The 16,759-nt window shown below is 61.3% G+C and carries 14 protein-coding genes and 3 tRNA genes; 2 read left to right on the plus strand and 15 right to left on the minus strand.

The window, feature by feature from the left end:
- Positions 1–140: 140 nt before the first annotated feature.
- On the plus strand, positions 141–821 hold the full coding sequence (locus tag AC3WKX_RS24780; protein WP_102606517.1) for an OB-fold protein: 681 nt from the start codon (positions 141–143) through the stop codon (positions 819–821).
- Positions 822–1,102: 281 nt separating this feature from the next.
- Here the strand turns inward: AC3WKX_RS24780 and AC3WKX_RS24785 are convergent, their stop codons facing one another.
- A complete protein-coding gene (locus AC3WKX_RS24785) occupies positions 1,103–1,531 on the minus strand; it encodes a hypothetical protein (RefSeq protein WP_102606516.1) in 429 nt (142 codons plus the stop codon).
- 243 nt (positions 1,532–1,774) lie between these two features.
- Positions 1,775–1,851 (minus strand) — tRNA-Val (locus tag AC3WKX_RS24790).
- 183 nt (positions 1,852–2,034) lie between these two features.
- On the opposite strand from AC3WKX_RS24790, the gene AC3WKX_RS24795 reads away from it, so the two are divergent.
- The gene (locus AC3WKX_RS24795) at positions 2,035–3,318 is read left to right on the plus strand and encodes an NAD(P)/FAD-dependent oxidoreductase (protein ID WP_003212689.1); all 1,284 of its coding nucleotides are present in this window, start codon (positions 2,035–2,037) and stop codon (positions 3,316–3,318) included.
- 166 nt (positions 3,319–3,484) lie between these two features.
- Here AC3WKX_RS24795 and AC3WKX_RS24800 read toward each other — a convergent pair.
- The 13 genes from AC3WKX_RS24800 to AC3WKX_RS24860 form a co-directional block, all read right to left on the minus strand.
- Positions 3,485–3,561: transfer RNA gene (locus tag AC3WKX_RS24800), tRNA-Asp, on the minus strand.
- A gap of 55 nt (positions 3,562–3,616) precedes the next feature.
- A tRNA-Val gene (locus AC3WKX_RS24805) sits at positions 3,617–3,692 on the minus strand.
- 107 nt (positions 3,693–3,799) lie between these two features.
- A complete protein-coding gene (locus tag AC3WKX_RS24810) occupies positions 3,800–4,564 on the minus strand; it encodes an SDR family oxidoreductase (protein WP_003212687.1) in 765 nt (254 codons plus the stop codon).
- Positions 4,565–4,575: 11 nt separating this feature from the next.
- Positions 4,576–5,787 (minus strand): O-succinylhomoserine sulfhydrylase, encoded by a 1,212-nt coding sequence (locus tag AC3WKX_RS24815; protein ID WP_008438742.1) that lies wholly within the window; start codon positions 5,785–5,787, stop codon positions 4,576–4,578.
- Positions 5,788–5,853: 66 nt separating this feature from the next.
- A complete protein-coding gene (gene purF / locus AC3WKX_RS24820) occupies positions 5,854–7,359 on the minus strand; it encodes an amidophosphoribosyltransferase (RefSeq protein WP_003212683.1) in 1,506 nt (501 codons plus the stop codon).
- A gap of 41 nt (positions 7,360–7,400) precedes the next feature.
- The gene (locus tag AC3WKX_RS24825; RefSeq protein WP_003212681.1) at positions 7,401–7,958 is read right to left on the minus strand and encodes a CvpA family protein; all 558 of its coding nucleotides are present in this window, start codon (positions 7,956–7,958) and stop codon (positions 7,401–7,403) included.
- Between the two features lie 254 nt (positions 7,959–8,212).
- On the minus strand, positions 8,213–8,872 hold the full coding sequence (locus AC3WKX_RS24830) for an SPOR domain-containing protein (RefSeq protein WP_102606395.1): 660 nt from the start codon (positions 8,870–8,872) through the stop codon (positions 8,213–8,215).
- Positions 8,856–10,163, minus strand: coding sequence for a bifunctional tetrahydrofolate synthase/dihydrofolate synthase (gene folC, locus AC3WKX_RS24835; RefSeq protein WP_008438745.1), 1,308 nt, complete (start codon positions 10,161–10,163; stop codon positions 8,856–8,858). The genes AC3WKX_RS24830 and folC overlap by 17 nt, the downstream gene beginning before the upstream one ends.
- Positions 10,160–11,080, minus strand: coding sequence for an acetyl-CoA carboxylase, carboxyltransferase subunit beta (gene accD / locus AC3WKX_RS24840; protein ID WP_003212675.1), 921 nt, complete (start codon positions 11,078–11,080; stop codon positions 10,160–10,162). The genes folC and accD overlap by 4 nt, the downstream gene beginning before the upstream one ends.
- A gap of 243 nt (positions 11,081–11,323) precedes the next feature.
- The gene (locus AC3WKX_RS24845; protein ID WP_102606396.1) at positions 11,324–11,956 is read right to left on the minus strand and encodes a phosphoribosylanthranilate isomerase; all 633 of its coding nucleotides are present in this window, start codon (positions 11,954–11,956) and stop codon (positions 11,324–11,326) included.
- A gap of 63 nt (positions 11,957–12,019) precedes the next feature.
- Positions 12,020–12,844: a tRNA pseudouridine(38-40) synthase TruA gene (gene truA, locus AC3WKX_RS24850; RefSeq protein ID WP_003212671.1), complete on the minus strand. Its 825-nt coding sequence runs from the start codon at positions 12,842–12,844 to the stop codon at positions 12,020–12,022.
- Between the two features lie 156 nt (positions 12,845–13,000).
- Entirely contained in the window at positions 13,001–15,553 is a 2,553-nt protein-coding gene (locus AC3WKX_RS24855; RefSeq protein WP_102606397.1) for a motility hub landmark protein FimV, read from the minus strand.
- 160 nt (positions 15,554–15,713) lie between these two features.
- Positions 15,714–16,724 (minus strand): aspartate-semialdehyde dehydrogenase, encoded by a 1,011-nt coding sequence (locus tag AC3WKX_RS24860; RefSeq protein WP_102606398.1) that lies wholly within the window; start codon positions 16,722–16,724, stop codon positions 15,714–15,716.
- Positions 16,725–16,759 lie beyond the last annotated feature (35 nt).

The following is a 16,759-nucleotide window of genomic DNA, read 5'->3' on the forward strand; positions in this document are numbered from 1 at the left end:
CTTGTCCTTTCCGGCGGCGGGCAAGGTCTGGTTAAAAATTGACGCTTGTCTATGGGAACCAAAATAGCCAACTCCCCGGATTGTGGGGGTTGCAGCGTAGTGGCAGAATGACGCTCCCCCGCGAATTTCAAGGAAAGATAATGGCTCTCATCGAGTGCAAGGAATGTTCAAAGCAGGTCAGTGATTCTGCTGTGTCCTGCCCTAACTGCGGGGCACCGGTGGCAACGGTATACGCCGCTCCTGTTGCAGCTCCTCAGCCTGTTACCAAGAGTGTGGGTTTTGGTTTTGCACTCGGCATTTTCTTCCTTCCGTGGATTTTTGGCTGGTTCCTTCTAGGACGGGGTTACAGCCCGAAGGCACGAGTTTTAGGCATCGGCTGGCTCGCATTGACTGCCTATCTCTTCTTTGCCGCCAAAGACCATGCGCCGCCAACGATCAGTACGTCATCGACCCCGCCGAAGCCCGTAGTCAGTCAGCAGGAGGCGCGGGCATCTCGTATAGCCTCCCTTAACACTTTCACGGTTGCACAACTCGCATCTGCCTATGATCGCAACACCGTTGCAGCAGACCAGCAATTCAAGGGCAAGCAGTTCAAGGTGACTGGCGTTGTCAGCTCGATCAATACGGACTTCCGTGGTCGGCCATATGTCACGCTGCAAGGGGGAGTGAACCAGTTCATGGAACCCCAGTTTTCATTCGAGGATGCGAAAGATCCAGCCATCGCCCAGTTGCAGAAGGGGAGCAAGGTCACTTTGGCATGTACAGGCAACGGCGACATTGCCAAGACACCAATGTCGGAAGACTGTGAGTTCGTACGCTGATCATTCGAAGATAAAAGCCCTGCAATTCAACCTGTTGCAGGGCGCCATACAAGTGCCGATATAGCGTTGTAATATATAAAGGCACGGAGTGCGCCCATTGCTGGAGCCCTACCCGAGAGCGGCAGCTCTCAAGGTGATACCCCTTCGACGTTCCGTCGAGACTGACACCAACGATAGCGCTTCGCTATCACTCATGCCAATCCAATAGACCAGAGTCAAAAGCCAACGGCTCGTTTGGTGGATCATGGGTATGGGCCGAGGTACATTCCGCGATAGCTCACTCACGACTTGCCTAGCAATGCGGTAGCCAATGGCACTACGATTGAAATCAGGACGGCTATGAAGGATAGGACGGTCGCCCATTTGAATTTACTGCTTTCCTCTTGCAGCCCTGCCAACACAGACGCAAGAAGCGGGAAGTTCACGCAGTGCCTGTCAGGACCAACACCCAACGAGAAGAATGCGACCTTATCATCATCATCATCATCTCTTTTGTAGCCGTACTTCTGCTCCAAGTGGTAGTAGAGCCTTCCAAAAACGATGTCACTATCCACGCCCAGCTCCCTAGCAATCATCTTGCAGTCGATGGGAACATGGATTTTACTCACCCGCCCATTTTGAACGTCGGACTCCTGCGCGAAGTTCTTAAACTCTTCGTAGTACAGCTTGTAGATAACGTTGAGAATCTTGAGATCAGAGGGTGGCTTCATGCGATACATCCTTGTGAGCGATGATCAAGCTTACCGCATCTACGTCGGACCGTTTTGCTAACACCCCCCCCACCTGAATTCAAGCGCTTCGCCGTACTCCAAGACGACCGATCAACGGCGTTCACATTGCCCAGTGTGAACGAACCCGATATTTTGTGAACGTTTTGTAGGAATTCCAGGCAACAAAAAAGGGCCCACCTTTCGGTGAGCCCTTCTAGGCCGCCCAGCAGAGCGGATTTTGTTTGGTAGGCGCGATTGGACTCGAACCAACGACCCCCACCATGTCAAGGTGGTGCTCTAACCAACTGAGCTACGTGCCTGCTGTGAGGCGGCATTCTACGGAATTCCCGAGGGGTGTCAACACCTTTTTTGCAGCTAAGCCTATGAATATGCGAATTTTTTATTTGTGGCCAGCACAACGGTATTTTCCGGCGGCTGGCAGCGGATTTTCAACTCAGGTAGGATCGGCGCACTCGTAAAAAATATAAAACAGAGGTTCCAGGATGGCGAACACCCCCTACCCCCAGTCGTATTACGCCGCGTCTGCGAATGCGGTACCTCCTCGCCCAGAGCTGCAAGGTGAAGTCGAAACCGATGTGTGCGTGATTGGCGCCGGTTATACTGGCCTGTCCAGTGCGCTGTTCCTGCTGGAAAACGGCTTTCGCGTGACAGTGCTGGAAGCTGCCAAGGTAGGCTTTGGCGCGTCGGGCCGCAATGGTGGGCAGATCGTCAACAGCTACAGCCGTGATATCGATGTGATCGAGCGCAGTGTCGGCCCCCAGCAGGCGAAATTACTCGGCGACATGGCATTTGAAGGCGGCAGGATCATTCGGGAGCGGGTGGCCAAGTATCAGATCCAGTGCGATCTGAAGGACGGCGGTGTATTTGCGGCACTGAACAGCAAGCACATGGGCCACCTGGAGTCGCAGAAGCGCCTGTGGGAGCGCTACGGCCACACCCAGCTGGAGCTGCTGGACGAGCGGCGCATTCGCGAGGTGGTAGCCTGTGACAACTATGTGGGCGGCCTGCTCGACATGAGCGGCGGGCACATTCACCCGCTGAACCTGGCGCTGGGCGAGGCGGCAGCCGTGGAGTCCCTGGGCGGCACCATTTATGAGCAGTCGGCGGCGACTCGCATCGAGCGCGGCGCCAATCCGGTGGTGCATACGGCGCACGGCAAGGTCAGGGCCAAGTTCATTATTGTCGCGGGCAACGCCTATCTGGGGAACCTGGTTCCGGAACTGGCGGCCAAGTCGATGCCGTGTGGTACGCAGGTGATTACCACCGCACCACTGGGCGATGAACTGGCGAAGACGCTGCTGCCACAGGATTACTGCGTCGAGGACTGCAATTACCTGCTGGACTACTACCGCCTGACGAGCGACAAGCGCCTGATCTTCGGCGGTGGCGTGGTGTACGGCGCGCGTGACCCGGCGAATATCGAGGCGATCATCCGGCCGAAGATGCTCAAGGCCTTCCCGCAGCTCAAGGACGTGAAGATCGACTACGCCTGGACCGGCAATTTCCTGCTGACCTTGTCGCGCCTGCCGCAGGTCGGTCGCCTGGGGGATAACATCTACTACTCCCAGGGCTGTAGCGGCCATGGCGTGACGTATACCCACTTGGCGGGCAAGGTACTGGCGGAAGCGCTGAGAGGCCAGGCAGAACGTTTTGATGCGTTTGCCGGCCTGCCGCACTACCCCTTCCCCGGCGGACAACTGTTGCGCACGCCGTTTGCGGCGCTGGGGGCCTGGTATTACGGGTTGCGGGACAAGCTGGGATTCTGACCCCGGACCACGGGGCTGGCTTGCCGGCCCCTGTACTTGTCGCGCCGGCACCAAATTGCAGACACAAAAAACCCCGGTCTTTCGACCAGGGTCTTTGCTATCGATCCAACCAAGCCGGCGGCTTGCTTTGGCGTCTCAGGGCGTTCAGTGGGCCCTGGAACAGATATGGCGCAGCGGACGGGACTCGAACCCGCGACCCCCGGCGTGACAGGCCGGTATTCTAACCGACTGAACTACCGCTGCGCGTCGGTGCAACCTTTAACGTGGCGTCTTGCCCTAGGGCAAAACTCTCAAGAAGTGGTGGGTGATGACGGGATCGAACCGCCGACCCTCTGCTTGTAAGGCAGATGCTCTCCCAGCTGAGCTAATCACCCTTTGCTTCGTTGAGGCCGCGAAATTTACGCAGGTAGCGGACCTAAGTCAATAGCCTGCTTGAAGTTTTTCTGAAAAAGACAAAATGGCTTCAGGACCGCGACCCGCCCTACTCGGTGTAAATCATCTTCTTGCTCATGCCGCCGTCGACGACGAACTCTTGCCCGGTGACAAACCCGGCATTGCGCGACAGCAACCACGCCACCATCGCCGCTACGTCTTCCACAGTGCCTACCCTGCCCGCCGGGTGCTGGGCGTGATCCGCATCCGTCAGCGGCTCGGCACGGCGTGCAGCCGGGTCACGGGCATCGATCCAGCCCGGGCTGACGGCATTGACCCGTACTTCCGGCCCGAGGCTGATAGCCAACGCGTGGGTCAGGGCCAGCAAACCGCCCTTGCTCGCCGCATAGGCTTCGGTGTCCGGTTCCGACTGGCGTGCCCGGGTCGACGCCAGGTTGACGATGGCGCCGCCGTGGGCCCGCAGGTAGGGCGCACAGTGCTTGGCCAGCAACATGGGACCACTGAGGTTCACCGCCAGTACACGATTCCAGTAAGCCAGGTCGAGACTTTCCAGGGTGATGTTGCGCGGGTCGGCCACGGCGGCATTGCACACCAGCGCATCCAGGCGCCCGAACTGGCCAAGTACCTCGGCCACGCCCTGGGCAACCTGCCGCTCATCGGCCACGTCCATGGTAATAAACCAGGCGTTGTCGCCGAGCACCTTGGACACCTTGGAACCGCGCTCACGGTCCAGGTCCGTCAATACCACCTGCCAGCCTTCGCTGATCAACCAGGCGGCAATCCCCAGGCCGATGCCCCGCGCCGCGCCGGTCACCAGCGCGACCCGCCCGTTACTGGCGCTCGCCGCTTCCATGGACCACTCGATCACAGGGCAGCCAACCCACGGGCCAGGTCGGCCTGCAGGTCAGCGACGTCTTCCAGGCCCACGGCAATGCGGATCAGGCTGTCACGAATCCCGGCAGCTTCACGCTCCTGCGGCGCCAGGCGACCGTGAGAGGTGGTGCTTGGGTGAGTAATAGTGGTCTTGCTGTCACCCAGGTTGGCGGTGATGGAGATCAGGCGAGTCGCATCGATAAAGCGCCAGGCGCCCTCTTTGCCGCCCTTGACCTCGAAACTCACCACGGCGCCGAAACCACGTTGCTGGCGCTGGGCCAACTCGTGTTGCGGGTGGCTCTTGAGGCCGGCGTAGTGGACCTTCTCGATACCGTCCTGTTGCTCCAGCCACTCGGCCAGGGCCTGGGCGTTGGCACAATGGGCCTTCATCCGCAGGCTCAGGGTCTCCAGACCTTTAAGGAAGATCCAGGCGTTGAACGGGCTCAGGGTCGGGCCGGCGGTGCGCAAGAAGCCCACCACTTCCTTCATCTGCTCGCTGCGGCCGGCAACCACGCCCCCCATGCAACGGCCCTGGCCGTCGATGAACTTGGTGGCCGAGTGCACAACGATGTCTGCGCCCAGCTTCAGCGGCTGCTGCAATGCAGGGGTGCAGAAGCAGTTGTCGACGATCAGCATCGCGCCCTTGGCGTGGGCCACTTCGGACAATGCGGCAATGTCCACCAGCTCGGCCAATGGATTGGACGGCGACTCGACGAACAGCAATTTGGTGTTGGCCTTGATGGCCGCGTCCCAGCCGGACAGGTCCGCCAGCGGCACGTAGTCGACTTCAATACCAAAACGCTTGAAGTACTTTTCGAACAGGCTGATGGTCGAACCAAACACGCTGCGCGACACCAGGACGTGGTCGCCGGCGCTGCACAGGCTCATGACTACCGCGAGAATCGCAGCCATGCCCGTGGCAGTGGCGACAGCTTGCTCGGCGCCTTCCAGCGCGGCGATACGCTCTTCGAACGCGCGCACGGTCGGGTTGGTGTAACGCGAATAAACGTTGCCCGGTACTTCACCGGCAAAACGCGCAGCGGCGTCGGCCGCAGTGCGGAACACATAGCTGGAGGTAAAGAACATCGGGTCACCGTGCTCACCTTCCGGGGTGCGGTGCTGGCCGGCGCGCACAGCCAGGGTATCGAAAGCTACGCCATCGAGGTCGCTGTCCAAGCGACCGGCATCCCATTCCTGACTCATGCTCTACTCCTCAACTCGAATGCTTTATCAAAGATACAAAACCGGCCCCTCAGGGCCGGTGTCTACTCAGTTGTTGTACAGGTCGATGATCGCGCTGACCGCCTGGGTCTTGATCTTCGAGGAATCGTTACGGGCCTGCTCGATCTTGTTCAGGTAGGCCTCGTCGACATCGCCGGTGACGTACTTGCCGTCGAACACCGCGCAATCGAACTCCTCGATCTTGATCTTGCCACCACCGACGGCTTCGATCAGGTCCGGCAGGTCCTGGTAGATCAGCCAGTCGGCGCCGATCAGGTCCGCAACGTCCTGGGTCGAACGATTGTGGGCGATCAGTTCGTGGGCGCTCGGCATGTCGATGCCGTACACGTTCGGGTAACGCACGGCAGGCGCGGCGGAACAGAAGTAAACGTTCTTCGCACCGGCTTCGCGGGCCATCTGGATGATCTGCTTGCAGGTGGTGCCGCGTACGATGGAGTCATCCACCAGCATCACGTTCTTGCCGCGGAACTCCAGCTCGATCGCGTTGAGCTTCTGGCGCACCGACTTCTTGCGCGCAGCCTGGCCAGGCATGATGAAGGTACGGCCGATGTAACGGTTCTTGACGAAGCCTTCGCGGAATTTCACGCCCAGGTGGTTCGCCAACTCCAGCGCAGCGGTGCGGCTGGTGTCCGGGATCGGGATAACCACGTCGATGTCGTGATCCGGGCGCTCGCGCAGGATCTTGTCCGCCAGCTTCTCGCCCATGCGCAGGCGCGCCTTGTACACCGAAACACCGTCGATGATCGAATCCGGACGCGCCAGGTAGACGTGTTCGAAGATGCACGGGGTGAGTTTCGGGTTCAGTGCGCACTGACGGGTGTGCAGCTTGCCGTCTTCAGTGATGTAGACCGCTTCGCCCGGCGCCAGGTCGCGAATCAGGGTAAAGCCCAGCACGTCCAGGGACACGCTTTCGGAAGCGATCATGTACTCGACGCCTTCGTCGGTATGACGCTGGCCGAACACGATCGGGCGGATGCCGTGGGGGTCGCGGAAACCGACGATACCGTAGCCGGTCACCATCGCCACTACCGCATAGCCACCGACGCAACGGTTGTGCACGTCAGTCACGGCAGCGAACACGTCTTCTTCGGTCGGCTGCAGCTTGCCGCGCTGGGCCAGCTCGTGGGCGAACACGTTCAGCAGTACTTCGGAGTCCGAGTTGGTGTTGACGTGGCGCAGGTCAGATTCGTAAATCTCCTTGGCCAGTTGTTCAACGTTGGTCAGGTTGCCGTTGTGCGCCAGGGTGATGCCATAGGGCGAGTTGACGTAGAACGGCTGGGCTTCGGCCGAAGTCGAGCTGCCCGCTGTCGGGTAGCGCACGTGGCCAATGCCCATGTGCCCGACCAGGCGCTGCATGTGGCGCTGATGGAACACGTCACGCACCAGACCATTGTCCTTGCGCAGGAATAACCGGCCGTCGTGGCTGGTCACAATACCGGCAGCATCCTGGCCGCGGTGCTGGAGGACGGTTAGCGCGTCATACAGCGCCTGATTCACGTTCGACTTACCGACGATACCGACGATGCCACACATGCGACGCAACCCCTACTTAATGAATCTTGACTGAACACAACTTACTGAGGCGTTTTGGCCGGCAAGAGGTGTTCCTTGAACGGAAGATCAGCGGGTACGCTGATCCCGCTGGCCAGCCACTGACTGCTCCACCCCAAAATGAGGTTTTTGGACCAATCTGCAACCAATAGAAATTTTGGCACGAGTACCGACTCCTGCCACCACGAATCCTGCTGTACCGGCCCCAGGCTCAACAGCCCGACCGCCACGACCACCAGCAAGCCGCCACGCGCGGCGCCGAAGGCCATGCCGAGAAATCGATCGGTCCCGGAGAGGCCGGTGACGCGTATCAATTCGCCGATAAGATAATTGACCATTGCCCCCACCAACAACGTGGCGATGAACATGATGGCGCAGCCCGCGATGACGCGAGCCGAAGGTGTCTCGATGTATCCGGCCAGGTAGACAGACAATGAACCGCCGAACATCCAGGCTACAACTCCTGCGATGATCCATGTCAGCAGCGACAATGCTTCTTTGACGAAGCCGCGGCTCAGACTGATCAAAGCGGAGATGGCGACGATTGCAACGATCGCCCAATCAACCCAGGTAAATGGCACAGTTCAGCCTACAGACGGATAAGGCGGCGCATTTTAGCAGAGCGCTGGGCTATCGGTAAGCTGTGATTGGCAGTGCATTTGAAATCAATGAGTTATAGGGGAAACCGGCCTGTTGCGGCACACCCAAAACACTTGTGGGAGCGGGCGTGCTCGCGAAGGCGGTGGGGCAGCCAATAAATCTGCTGACTGATACACCGCTTCGCGAGCAAGCCCGCTCCCACATTGACCGCATTCCAGCTTGAATCCTTGCAGCCTCAGCCTTTTTCGGGCTGGAAGCGAACCACAAAACCCTTGAGGTTCTGCTGGCGATCCAACAGGTCCCGCAGGCGATCGGCTTCAGCCCGCTCGATCAGCGGCCCGATGAATACCCGGTTCTTGCCATCGGCGCTGCGGATATAGGCGTTGTAACCCTGGGTGCGCAGCTTCTTCTGCAACGCATCAGCACTTTCGCGGTTAGCCAGGCTGGCCAGCTGGATCGACCAGCTGATCGGCAAGCCATTCGGGTCAATACGGCTCTGGCCCACGTCCGGCTTGCCTGGTGCCGCAGGTTGCGGGGCCACAGGTTTTGGCGCTGGCGCCGGCGCCGCAGGCTTCGCAGCAACTGCAGGAGCAGGCGCAGGCTTAACCACCGGCACGCTCGGCTGCACCGGCATCGACGGCGCTTGCTGTGCAGCCACTTCGTCATCGGTCGGCACCGGCTCTTCTTCCGGCAGCGCTTGCGGCTCGGGAACCACCACCGGCTCAACCTGAACCTGAGGCACCGCAGGCGCCTGGGGCGCAGCTGGCGCTTCAACGGTCACTTGGCGCTGCTCATCCTGACGGGAAAACAGCATCGGCAGGAAAATCACCGCCAACGCCACCAGGACCAGGGCTCCAACCATTCGCTGCTTGTATGCGCTATCCAGTAATGCCATGTGCAGCTTCCTCCGTGGAGCGCCGGGCCAACCATTCGAGCGCCTCGGCAACACAATAAAATGATCCGAACAACAGAATCTCATCCTCAGGCGTCGCAACCGCGCACTGGGCTTCCAGGGCGGCTGTCACGCTTGCATGGGACGTCACGGACGCGCCAAGGTTCTGCAAGGCAACCTGCAACTCGATGGCAGGACGACTGCGGGACGTATCCAGCGGTGCAACCGCCCAGGCCTGGACGTCACCCAGCAAGGGTGCAACCACGCCGTCCAGGTCCTTGTCGGACAACAATCCGAACACCGCGAGGCGGCGACCGGCGGGCGGCGTGCGTGCCAGGCGCCTGGCCAGGTATTCAGCGGCGTGAGGGTTATGCCCCACGTCCAGCAGCAGGTTCAGGCGCTTGCCCTCCCAGTCGAACGTGCGCCGGTCAAGGCGCCCCACCACGCGAGTAGCCTGCAACGTAGCGGCAATCTGCTCGGCATGCCAGGGCAAATCCAGCAACAGGTAGGCTTGCAGCGCGAGCGCGGCGTTTTCCATCGGCAGGTTCAGCAGTGGCAAGTCGCGCAACTCGACGGTTTGACCGCGCGCGTCAAGCCCGCGCCATTGCCAGAATTGGTCGCCAATCTCGAGATTGAAATCACGCCCGCGCAGGAAGAACGGGCAATCCAGCTCGCGCACCTTGTCCAGCAAGGTATGCGGCGGGTCCAGGTCGCCGCACAGTGCAGGCTTGCCCTGGCGGAAGATCCCGGCTTTTTCATAGGCCACGGACTCACGGGTGTTACCCAGGTAGTCCGCATGGTCGACACCAATACTGGTAATCAGCGCCAGGTCGGCATCCACCACGTTGACCGTGTCCAGACGCCCACCCAGACCGACTTCCAGCACCACCACATCCAGCTGCGCACGCTCGAACAGCCAGAACGCCGCCAGGGTGCCCATCTCGAAATAGGTCAGGGAAATCTCGCCACGCCCGGCATCAAGTGCGGCGAAGGCTTCGCAGAGTTGCTCGTCAGTGGCTTCGACGCCATTGAGCTGCACCCGCTCGTTGTAGCGCAGCAGGTGCGGCGAGTTGTACACGCCGACCTTCAGGCCCTGGGCTTGCAGCAAGGCCGCGACAAAGGCGCAGGTAGAGCCCTTGCCGTTGGTGCCGGTCACCGTGATCACACGCGGCGCCGGCCGGCCCAACCCGAGGCGGGCCGCTACCTGTTGCGAGCGCTCCAGGCCCATGTCGATGGCTGACGGATGCAACTGCTCAAGGTAGGCGAGCCATTCGCCCAGGGTACGTTGGGTCATATGTTTGCAGGCACCGGTGGCACGACAATCGGCTCGATTTTAGGCGCGACGTACACAGGTGTCGGCAGGCCCATCATTTGCGCCAGCAGGCTACCCAGGCGCGGACGCAGTTCGCCGCGCGGAATGATCAGGTCGATCGCGCCGTGCTCCAGCAGGAACTCGCTGCGCTGGAAGCCTTCCGGCAGTTTTTCGCGAACGGTTTGCTCGATAACACGCGGGCCGGCAAAGCCGATCAGCGCCTTCGGCTCACCGACGATCACGTCACCCAGCATCGCCAGGCTGGCGGAAACACCACCGTAGACCGGGTCGGTCAGCACGGAGATGAACGGAATACCTTCTTCGCGCAGACGCGCCAGTACCGCGGAGGTCTTGGCCATTTGCATCAGGGAGATCAGTGCTTCCTGCATCCGCGCACCACCGGAGGCGGCGAAGCAGATCATCGGGCAACGGTTTTCCAGCGCGTAGTTGGCGGCACGTACGAAACGCTCACCGACGATGGCGCCCATCGAGCCGCCCATGAAGGAGAATTCAAAGGCCGAAACCACCACCGGCATGCCCAGCAGCTTGCCGCTGACGGAAATCAGCGCGTCCTTTTCACCGGTCTGCTTCTGGGCCGCGGTCAGGCGGTCCTTGTACTTCTTGCCGTCACGGAACTTCAGACGGTCAACCGGCTCCAGGTCAGCGCCCAGTTCGGAGCGACCATCGGCGTCGAGGAAAATATCAATGCGGGCGCGGGCGCCGATACGCATGTGGTGATTGCACTTGGGGCAAACGTCCAGGGTCTTTTCCAGCTCCGGGCGGTACAGCACCGCGTCGCAGGATGGGCACTTGTGCCAAAGACCTTCAGGAACCGAGCTTTTCTTCACCTCGGAACGCATGATCGAAGGGATCAGTTTGTCTACTAACCAGTTGCTCATGCTTTCTTTCTCCAGTACCGGTGGCTTGAACACAGCCCCGCGTATGCCCTTGAGCTAAATTCATATGTGGCGATGACACAAACTGGACGGGGTCAGACGTTCGACCAGCCATTTCCTGCCTGTGCCCTCAGCCTTCCAGACAACCTGCCGTGCAAAGTTGCCACTTCATTTCCGGGCCTCCCACAGGCGGCGCCGGGCTGTTTTACACAGTGGTAGTTATGGACGGCGGCAGACTGCCAGCCGTCACATCGTCCCGCTGCTGTCGCGCACGGCCTGCATGAATGCGCGAATCCTTGCGTGATCCTTGATGCCCTTGCCCTGCTCTACCCCGCCGCTGACGTCCACGGCATACGGCCGAACCTGCTGGATGGCACTGGCCACGTTGTCCGGATTCAGGCCGCCCGCGAGGATAATCGGCTTGCTCAACCCTTCGGGAATCAACGACCAGTCAAACGCCTCGCCCGTACCACCGGGAACGCCTTCGACGTAGGTGTCGAGAAGAATCCCGCGAGCCCCGGCATAGGCAGCGCATGCCGCAGCAATATCATCCCCGGCCTTGACCCGCAGCGCCTTGATGTACGGGCGCTGGTAGCTCTCGCACTCGTCCGGACTCTCATCGCCATGGAACTGCAGCATGTCCAGTTGCACGGCGTCGAGGGTTTCATTGAGCTCGCAGCGGCTGGCGTTGACGAACAACCCCACGGTGGTCACGAACGGCGGCAACGCGGCGATGATCGCCCGCGCCTGCAACACATTCACCGCCCGCGGGCTTTTGGCATAAAACACGAAACCGATGGCATCGGCCCCCGCCTCGACCGCCGCCAACGCGTCTTCTATGCGGGTAATCCCGCAAATCTTGCTGCGAACGGCAGACATGTCGATGAAACCTCAGGGCGTGTCCGGGAAAGTCCCGGATGGTAACAAATGCTTTTGAGGGCGTCAGCCGCCAAGTTCGCTGAAACCTGTGAGGAAGTGTGGCCCGATGAATCGCTGGGGCAATTCGAACTCGTCGCGGTACTCCACATCCACCAGGTACAGGCCGAACGGATGCGCCGTGACGCCGCCGGTACGGCGAATCCGGCTTTCCAGCACTTCCCTGGCCCATTCCACCGGGCGTTCGCCGGTACCGATGGTCATCAGCACCCCGGCGATATTGCGCACCATATGGTGCAGGAACGCGCCGGCGCGGATATCCAGCACGATCATCTTGCCGTGGCGCGTCACCCGCAGGTGGTGGACTTCCTTGATCGGCGACTTGGCCTGGCACTGCCCGGCACGGAACGCACTGAAATCGTGGATACCTACAAGATGCTGGGCCGCCTCGGCCATGCGCTCGGCGTCCAGCGGGCGGTGGTTCCAGGTGATTTCTTCGTTGAGATGGGCCGGGCGGATCTGATCGTTGTAGATCACATAGCGATAACGCCGGGCGATGGCCTTGAAGCGCGCGTGAAAGTCCGCCGGCATCACCTTGGCCCAACTGACGCTGACGTCGTGGGGCAAGTTGATATTGGCGCCCATCACCCATGCCTTCATCGAGCGCTCGGCCTGAGTGTCAAAGTGCACCACTTGCCCGCAAGCGTGCACGCCGGCATCGGTCCGCCCGGCGCACATCAGCGACACCGGTGAGTCGGCGACTTTCGACAGGGCCTTCTCCAGGGTTTCCTGCACCGTCGGCACACCGGAGGCCTGGCGTTGCCAGCCACGATAGCGCGAGCCTTTGTATTCCACGCCCAGGGCGATTCTGAAAAAGCCTGCGGCCGCCATTTCGGCGGCCGCGTTATCTATATTTGCCAAGAACTGAGAGCCTGATGAGTTGCGCAAAGGCGGCCATTATAAGGCCGCGCGCCTGGGACGCCATGGGTTTGGTGCCTGGATGGCAAAACGGCAGCCCGAAGGCTGCCGTTGTATTTACCGCGCGTATCAAGCCAGCCGGCTGAGCATTTCCTTGGCTTCGCCCTTCTGACCGTCATCGCCTTCCTTGAGCACCTCGCCAAGAATGTCCCGCGCCCCGTCGGCATCGCCCATGTCGATGTAGGCCTGCGCCAGGTCGAGCTTGGTGGCCACTTCGTCGGTACCGGAGAGGAAGTCGAATTCCGGCTCATCGCCACCCAACGCCGCGTCGTCGGCGGTGAAGGACGGTTCGATTGGCGGATGTTCCAGGCTTTGCGACAGGCGATCCAGCTCGGCGTTGACATCATCAAGCTCCGACGCAAACGCGTCCGGCTTGGCCGCTGCAGGCGCCTCGGGTTCGTCGGCCAGGGACAGGTCGAAATCCTCCGGCAGGTCGAGGTCATCCAGGTCGGCCGGCGTCAGTGTCGGCGGCTCTACCGGCGGCAGGTCCTTCATCTGGTCTTCAAGGCCGGAGAGGAAGTCGTCGTCTGACTGGGTCGACGAGGATGGATCGAGTTGCAGGTCCAGGTCGAAATCCGACAGGTCTTCCGCGCTGGCCTTGGCCTCGGCCTGCTGTTGCAGCACCGATTCAAAGCTCAGGTCGTCGTCCGACGTCGGGCGGACCACAGCTGGCGAAGCAGCCTCCAGATCGTCCAGGCTGAGGTCGAAGTCAGTGTCAAACGCGTCCGGCGCAGGCTCAGGTGCAGGCGGTGCCGGGTCGTCCTTGAGCAGGTCCTTGACGTATTGGGCGTCGAGAGCGGCAGCGGCAACGGCAGCGCTGACGCCTGCTGCGAACACGGCCATGGCCGGGAAGCGGCTTTTCAGTTGTTCGACCTGGGCATGGTTGTCGCCATTGGCGACCAACTGGCGCTCCTGGGTGACAAACCCGTCCTTGTTGCCCTGCAAGCCGTGGACTTCCATCAGCTTGAGACGCAGGTCACTGCGGGCGGGCTCTTGCTTGATTGCATCTTCCAGCACTTCCGCAGCCTGGTTCAGGTGGCCACGGTCGATATGCGACTGGGCTTGCGCCAGGGCGTCGGTCGGACGCTGCACAGCAACAGGTGCGACCACCGGGGCAACCACCGCCGCCGGAGCTGGAGCTGGAGCTGGAGCTGGAGCCAGCTTGACGTTCGGCGGCGGTACATCAAGGCCTTCGAAACTGTCAGATGGCAGATCGTGATCAATGTTCGGCGCAAATTCCGGCTCTTCAGCCAGGGCCCGTGCCATGCGCAGGTGCTTTTCTTCTTCAAGCCGCGCATTGCGATGACGGGCCCACAGCAGCAGAAGCAACAGCACCAGCAAACCCGCTGCGCCGCCGATCACCCCCAGCACGATCGGGTTGGTCAGCAGGTCGTTGAATTTACCTTCAGTGCTGGCAGGTGCCGCATCCGGCTTGACCGGGGTCTCGACCGGCGCAGCCGCGGGGGTTGCTGCCGGAGCTGCCGCTGCCGGCGCCGCCGGTTGTGCAGCCAGCTCGGCCGGCATCGCCGCCGTTGCAGCAGGCTGCGCCGCAGCGCCACCCGGGGCCTGCAACTTGGCCAGTTGGTTGTTCTTGAGCTCGATCAGCCGCTGCAGCTTGTCCAGCTGACTTTGCAGGTCAGCCATGCGGCTTTTCAGTTCTTCATTCTCGCGACGGGTCGAATCCAGGCTTTCCTGGGTCACCGCCAGCTTGTTGTTCAAGGCCCGGCTGTCGCCCGCCGCGCCCTTCCCGCCTTTCCTGGCCGCTTCGGCCGAGACCAGGCTCAAATTGTCCTTGGTATTGGTCTGCGACGGCGCATTACCCGCCTGGGTACGCTTGGTCGCGTCCAGCTGCGCCTTGCCGGCGAGCTGATTGCCGCCACGGCGGCCCTCGCGCCACGCCGCGTTTTGCGCCGTCACTTCAGCAATCGCCTCGGGCTGCGGCAGGCTGGTGCTTTGCCCCGAATCCGGCAGGCGCAGGACCTGGCCGGTTTTCATGCGGTTGATGTTGCCGTCGATAAAGGCGTCAGGGTTCAGCGCCTGAATGGCCAGCATGGTCTGCTGCACCGAGGCGCCATTGCGGTTTTTCGCGGCGATTTCCCACAAGGTGTCACGGGAAGTCGTGGTGTGTTCCTTGGCCTTGGTGACTGCCGGAGCCGTCGTCGCGGGCGCACTCAAGCGTGGCGCGGGTGCAGGTGCACCGGCGGCCGGGGTCGACTGGTCGAACTTGGCCGGGTCCAGCAACACGCTGTAGTCGCGCATCAGGCGACCGTTGGGCCATTGCACCTGCAGCAGGAAACGCACGTAGGAATCCGGCAGCGGCTTGCTGGAGGTGACACGCACCACACTGCGGCCGTTGGGATTGACCACCGGGGTAAAGGTCAGGTCGTTCAGGAACGCCTGGCGATCGACGCCCGCATCCACAAAGGCCTGGGACGACGCGAGGCTGGGGGTGATCTCGGAGGCGGTCAGGCCACCGACATCGAGCAACTCGATTTCCACCGACAGCGGCTGGTTCAGCTTCGACTTGAGGGTCATCTCCCCAAGCTGCAGTGCTTGCGCCATACCGGAGGACAGCGCCGAGGCGGCCGCTATTGCTAACACCAGTTTGCGAACTTGAACCATAGCCTCATCCTTTTTGAACACTCCCCGGCCGGCGAGAAGGTGGGTAACCGCTGCCATTAGGCATGGCGAGCCGATAGGTCACCGACGCGCAATTTTTCCAGCTTGGGGCCAAGCATAGCGCTTGGCTAGAATCAATCTACAAATTGCCGCCAAGTATCTTTTACACAAGGCCTTTTATCAACAACTGCGCCAGCTGTACGGCGTTCAGTGCCGCCCCTTTGCGTACGTTATCTGACGCCAGCCACATATTTAGTTCCGCGGGGTCATCAACACCGGCACGAACCCGGCCCACGTAGACCACGTCCTGACCGACCGCATCGCCCACAGCCGTGGGGTAATCGCCCTCTTCCGCCAACTCGACACCCGGTGCCGAGTCCAGGGCACGGTTGACGGCAGCGAGATCCACCGCTGCCCCCAATTGCAGTGACACAGTCAGGCTATCGCCAAAAAACACCGGGGCTTGAACGCAAGTGACGGAAATCTTTAGCAAAGGCATTTCCAGCACGGCGCGCAATTCGTGCACCAGGCGTTTTTCCAGGGCGGTGTGGCCTTGCGCGTCAGGCTTGCCGACCTGGGCCAGCAGGTTAAAGGCCATTTGCCGGTCGAAGAACTTCGGCTCCAGCGGGCGCACATTCAACAACTCGGCGGTCTGCCGGGCGAGTTCGCTGACAGCCTCACGGCCCTGGGCGGAAACGGCGAGGTTGGCGGTGACGTTGACGCGCTGAATGTCCAGCAAGCCGCGCAGTGGCGCCAGCACCACGGCCAGGGCAGTGGCCGACGGGCTTGGGCTGCTGACCTGATAAGGTTTTTTCAGGCCATCGAGGATCTGCGCGTTGGCTTCCGGCACTACCTGCGGCGCCTGATCGGCCGGCAAGGCGCCGGACAAGTCGATCAGGGTGCAGCCCGCAGCGGTGGCGCGCGGGGCAAAACTCAAGGTGACCGCAGGGCCGGCGGCGAAGAACACCAGTTGGACTTTGCTGAAATCGAATTCATCAACTTCCCGCACCCGCACGTTCTTGCCACGAAACGGCACCGAATGCCCGGCCGACTCGCTGCTGGCCAACAGGTGCAGACTGCCTACCGGGAAGTCCTGCTCTTCGAGGATCTGCACCAGGGTTTCGCCAACGGTGCCGGTGGCGCCGATCACGGCAATATCAAAGGTCTGGGTCATGGGGGCTGCCTCGGGCATTGCGGGGGGAGCGGCAC

Source organism: Pseudomonas sp. GP01-A4 (genome assembly GCF_058780865.1).

Excerpts from the sequence above, each read along its gene's own strand:
- AC3WKX_RS24830 (WP_102606395.1), bottom strand. The coding sequence starts at position 8,872 with ATGGCATTACTGGATAGCGCATACAAGCAGCGAATGGTTGGAGCCCTG.
- purF (WP_003212683.1), bottom strand. The coding sequence starts at position 7,359 with ATGTGTGGCATCGTCGGTATCGTCGGTAAGTCGAACGTGAATCAGGCG.
- AC3WKX_RS24845 (WP_102606396.1), bottom strand. The coding sequence starts at position 11,956 with ATGTCTGCCGTTCGCAGCAAGATTTGCGGGATTACCCGCATAGAAGAC.
- truA (WP_003212671.1), bottom strand. The coding sequence starts at position 12,844 with ATGGCGGCCGCAGGCTTTTTCAGAATCGCCCTGGGCGTGGAATACAAA.
- AC3WKX_RS24810 (WP_003212687.1), bottom strand. The coding sequence starts at position 4,564 with ATGGAAGCGGCGAGCGCCAGTAACGGGCGGGTCGCGCTGGTGACCGGC.
- AC3WKX_RS24780 (WP_102606517.1), top strand. The coding sequence starts at position 141 with ATGGCTCTCATCGAGTGCAAGGAATGTTCAAAGCAGGTCAGTGATTCT.
- AC3WKX_RS24815 (WP_008438742.1), bottom strand. The coding sequence starts at position 5,787 with ATGAGTCAGGAATGGGATGCCGGTCGCTTGGACAGCGACCTCGATGGC.
- AC3WKX_RS24785 (WP_102606516.1), bottom strand. The coding sequence starts at position 1,531 with ATGAAGCCACCCTCTGATCTCAAGATTCTCAACGTTATCTACAAGCTG.
- folC (WP_008438745.1), bottom strand. The coding sequence starts at position 10,163 with ATGACCCAACGTACCCTGGGCGAATGGCTCGCCTACCTTGAGCAGTTG.
- AC3WKX_RS24855 (WP_102606397.1), bottom strand. The coding sequence starts at position 15,553 with ATGGTTCAAGTTCGCAAACTGGTGTTAGCAATAGCGGCCGCCTCGGCG.
- accD (WP_003212675.1), bottom strand. The coding sequence starts at position 11,080 with ATGAGCAACTGGTTAGTAGACAAACTGATCCCTTCGATCATGCGTTCC.
- AC3WKX_RS24795 (WP_003212689.1), top strand. The coding sequence starts at position 2,035 with ATGGCGAACACCCCCTACCCCCAGTCGTATTACGCCGCGTCTGCGAAT.
- AC3WKX_RS24860 (WP_102606398.1), bottom strand. The coding sequence starts at position 16,724 with ATGACCCAGACCTTTGATATTGCCGTGATCGGCGCCACCGGCACCGTT.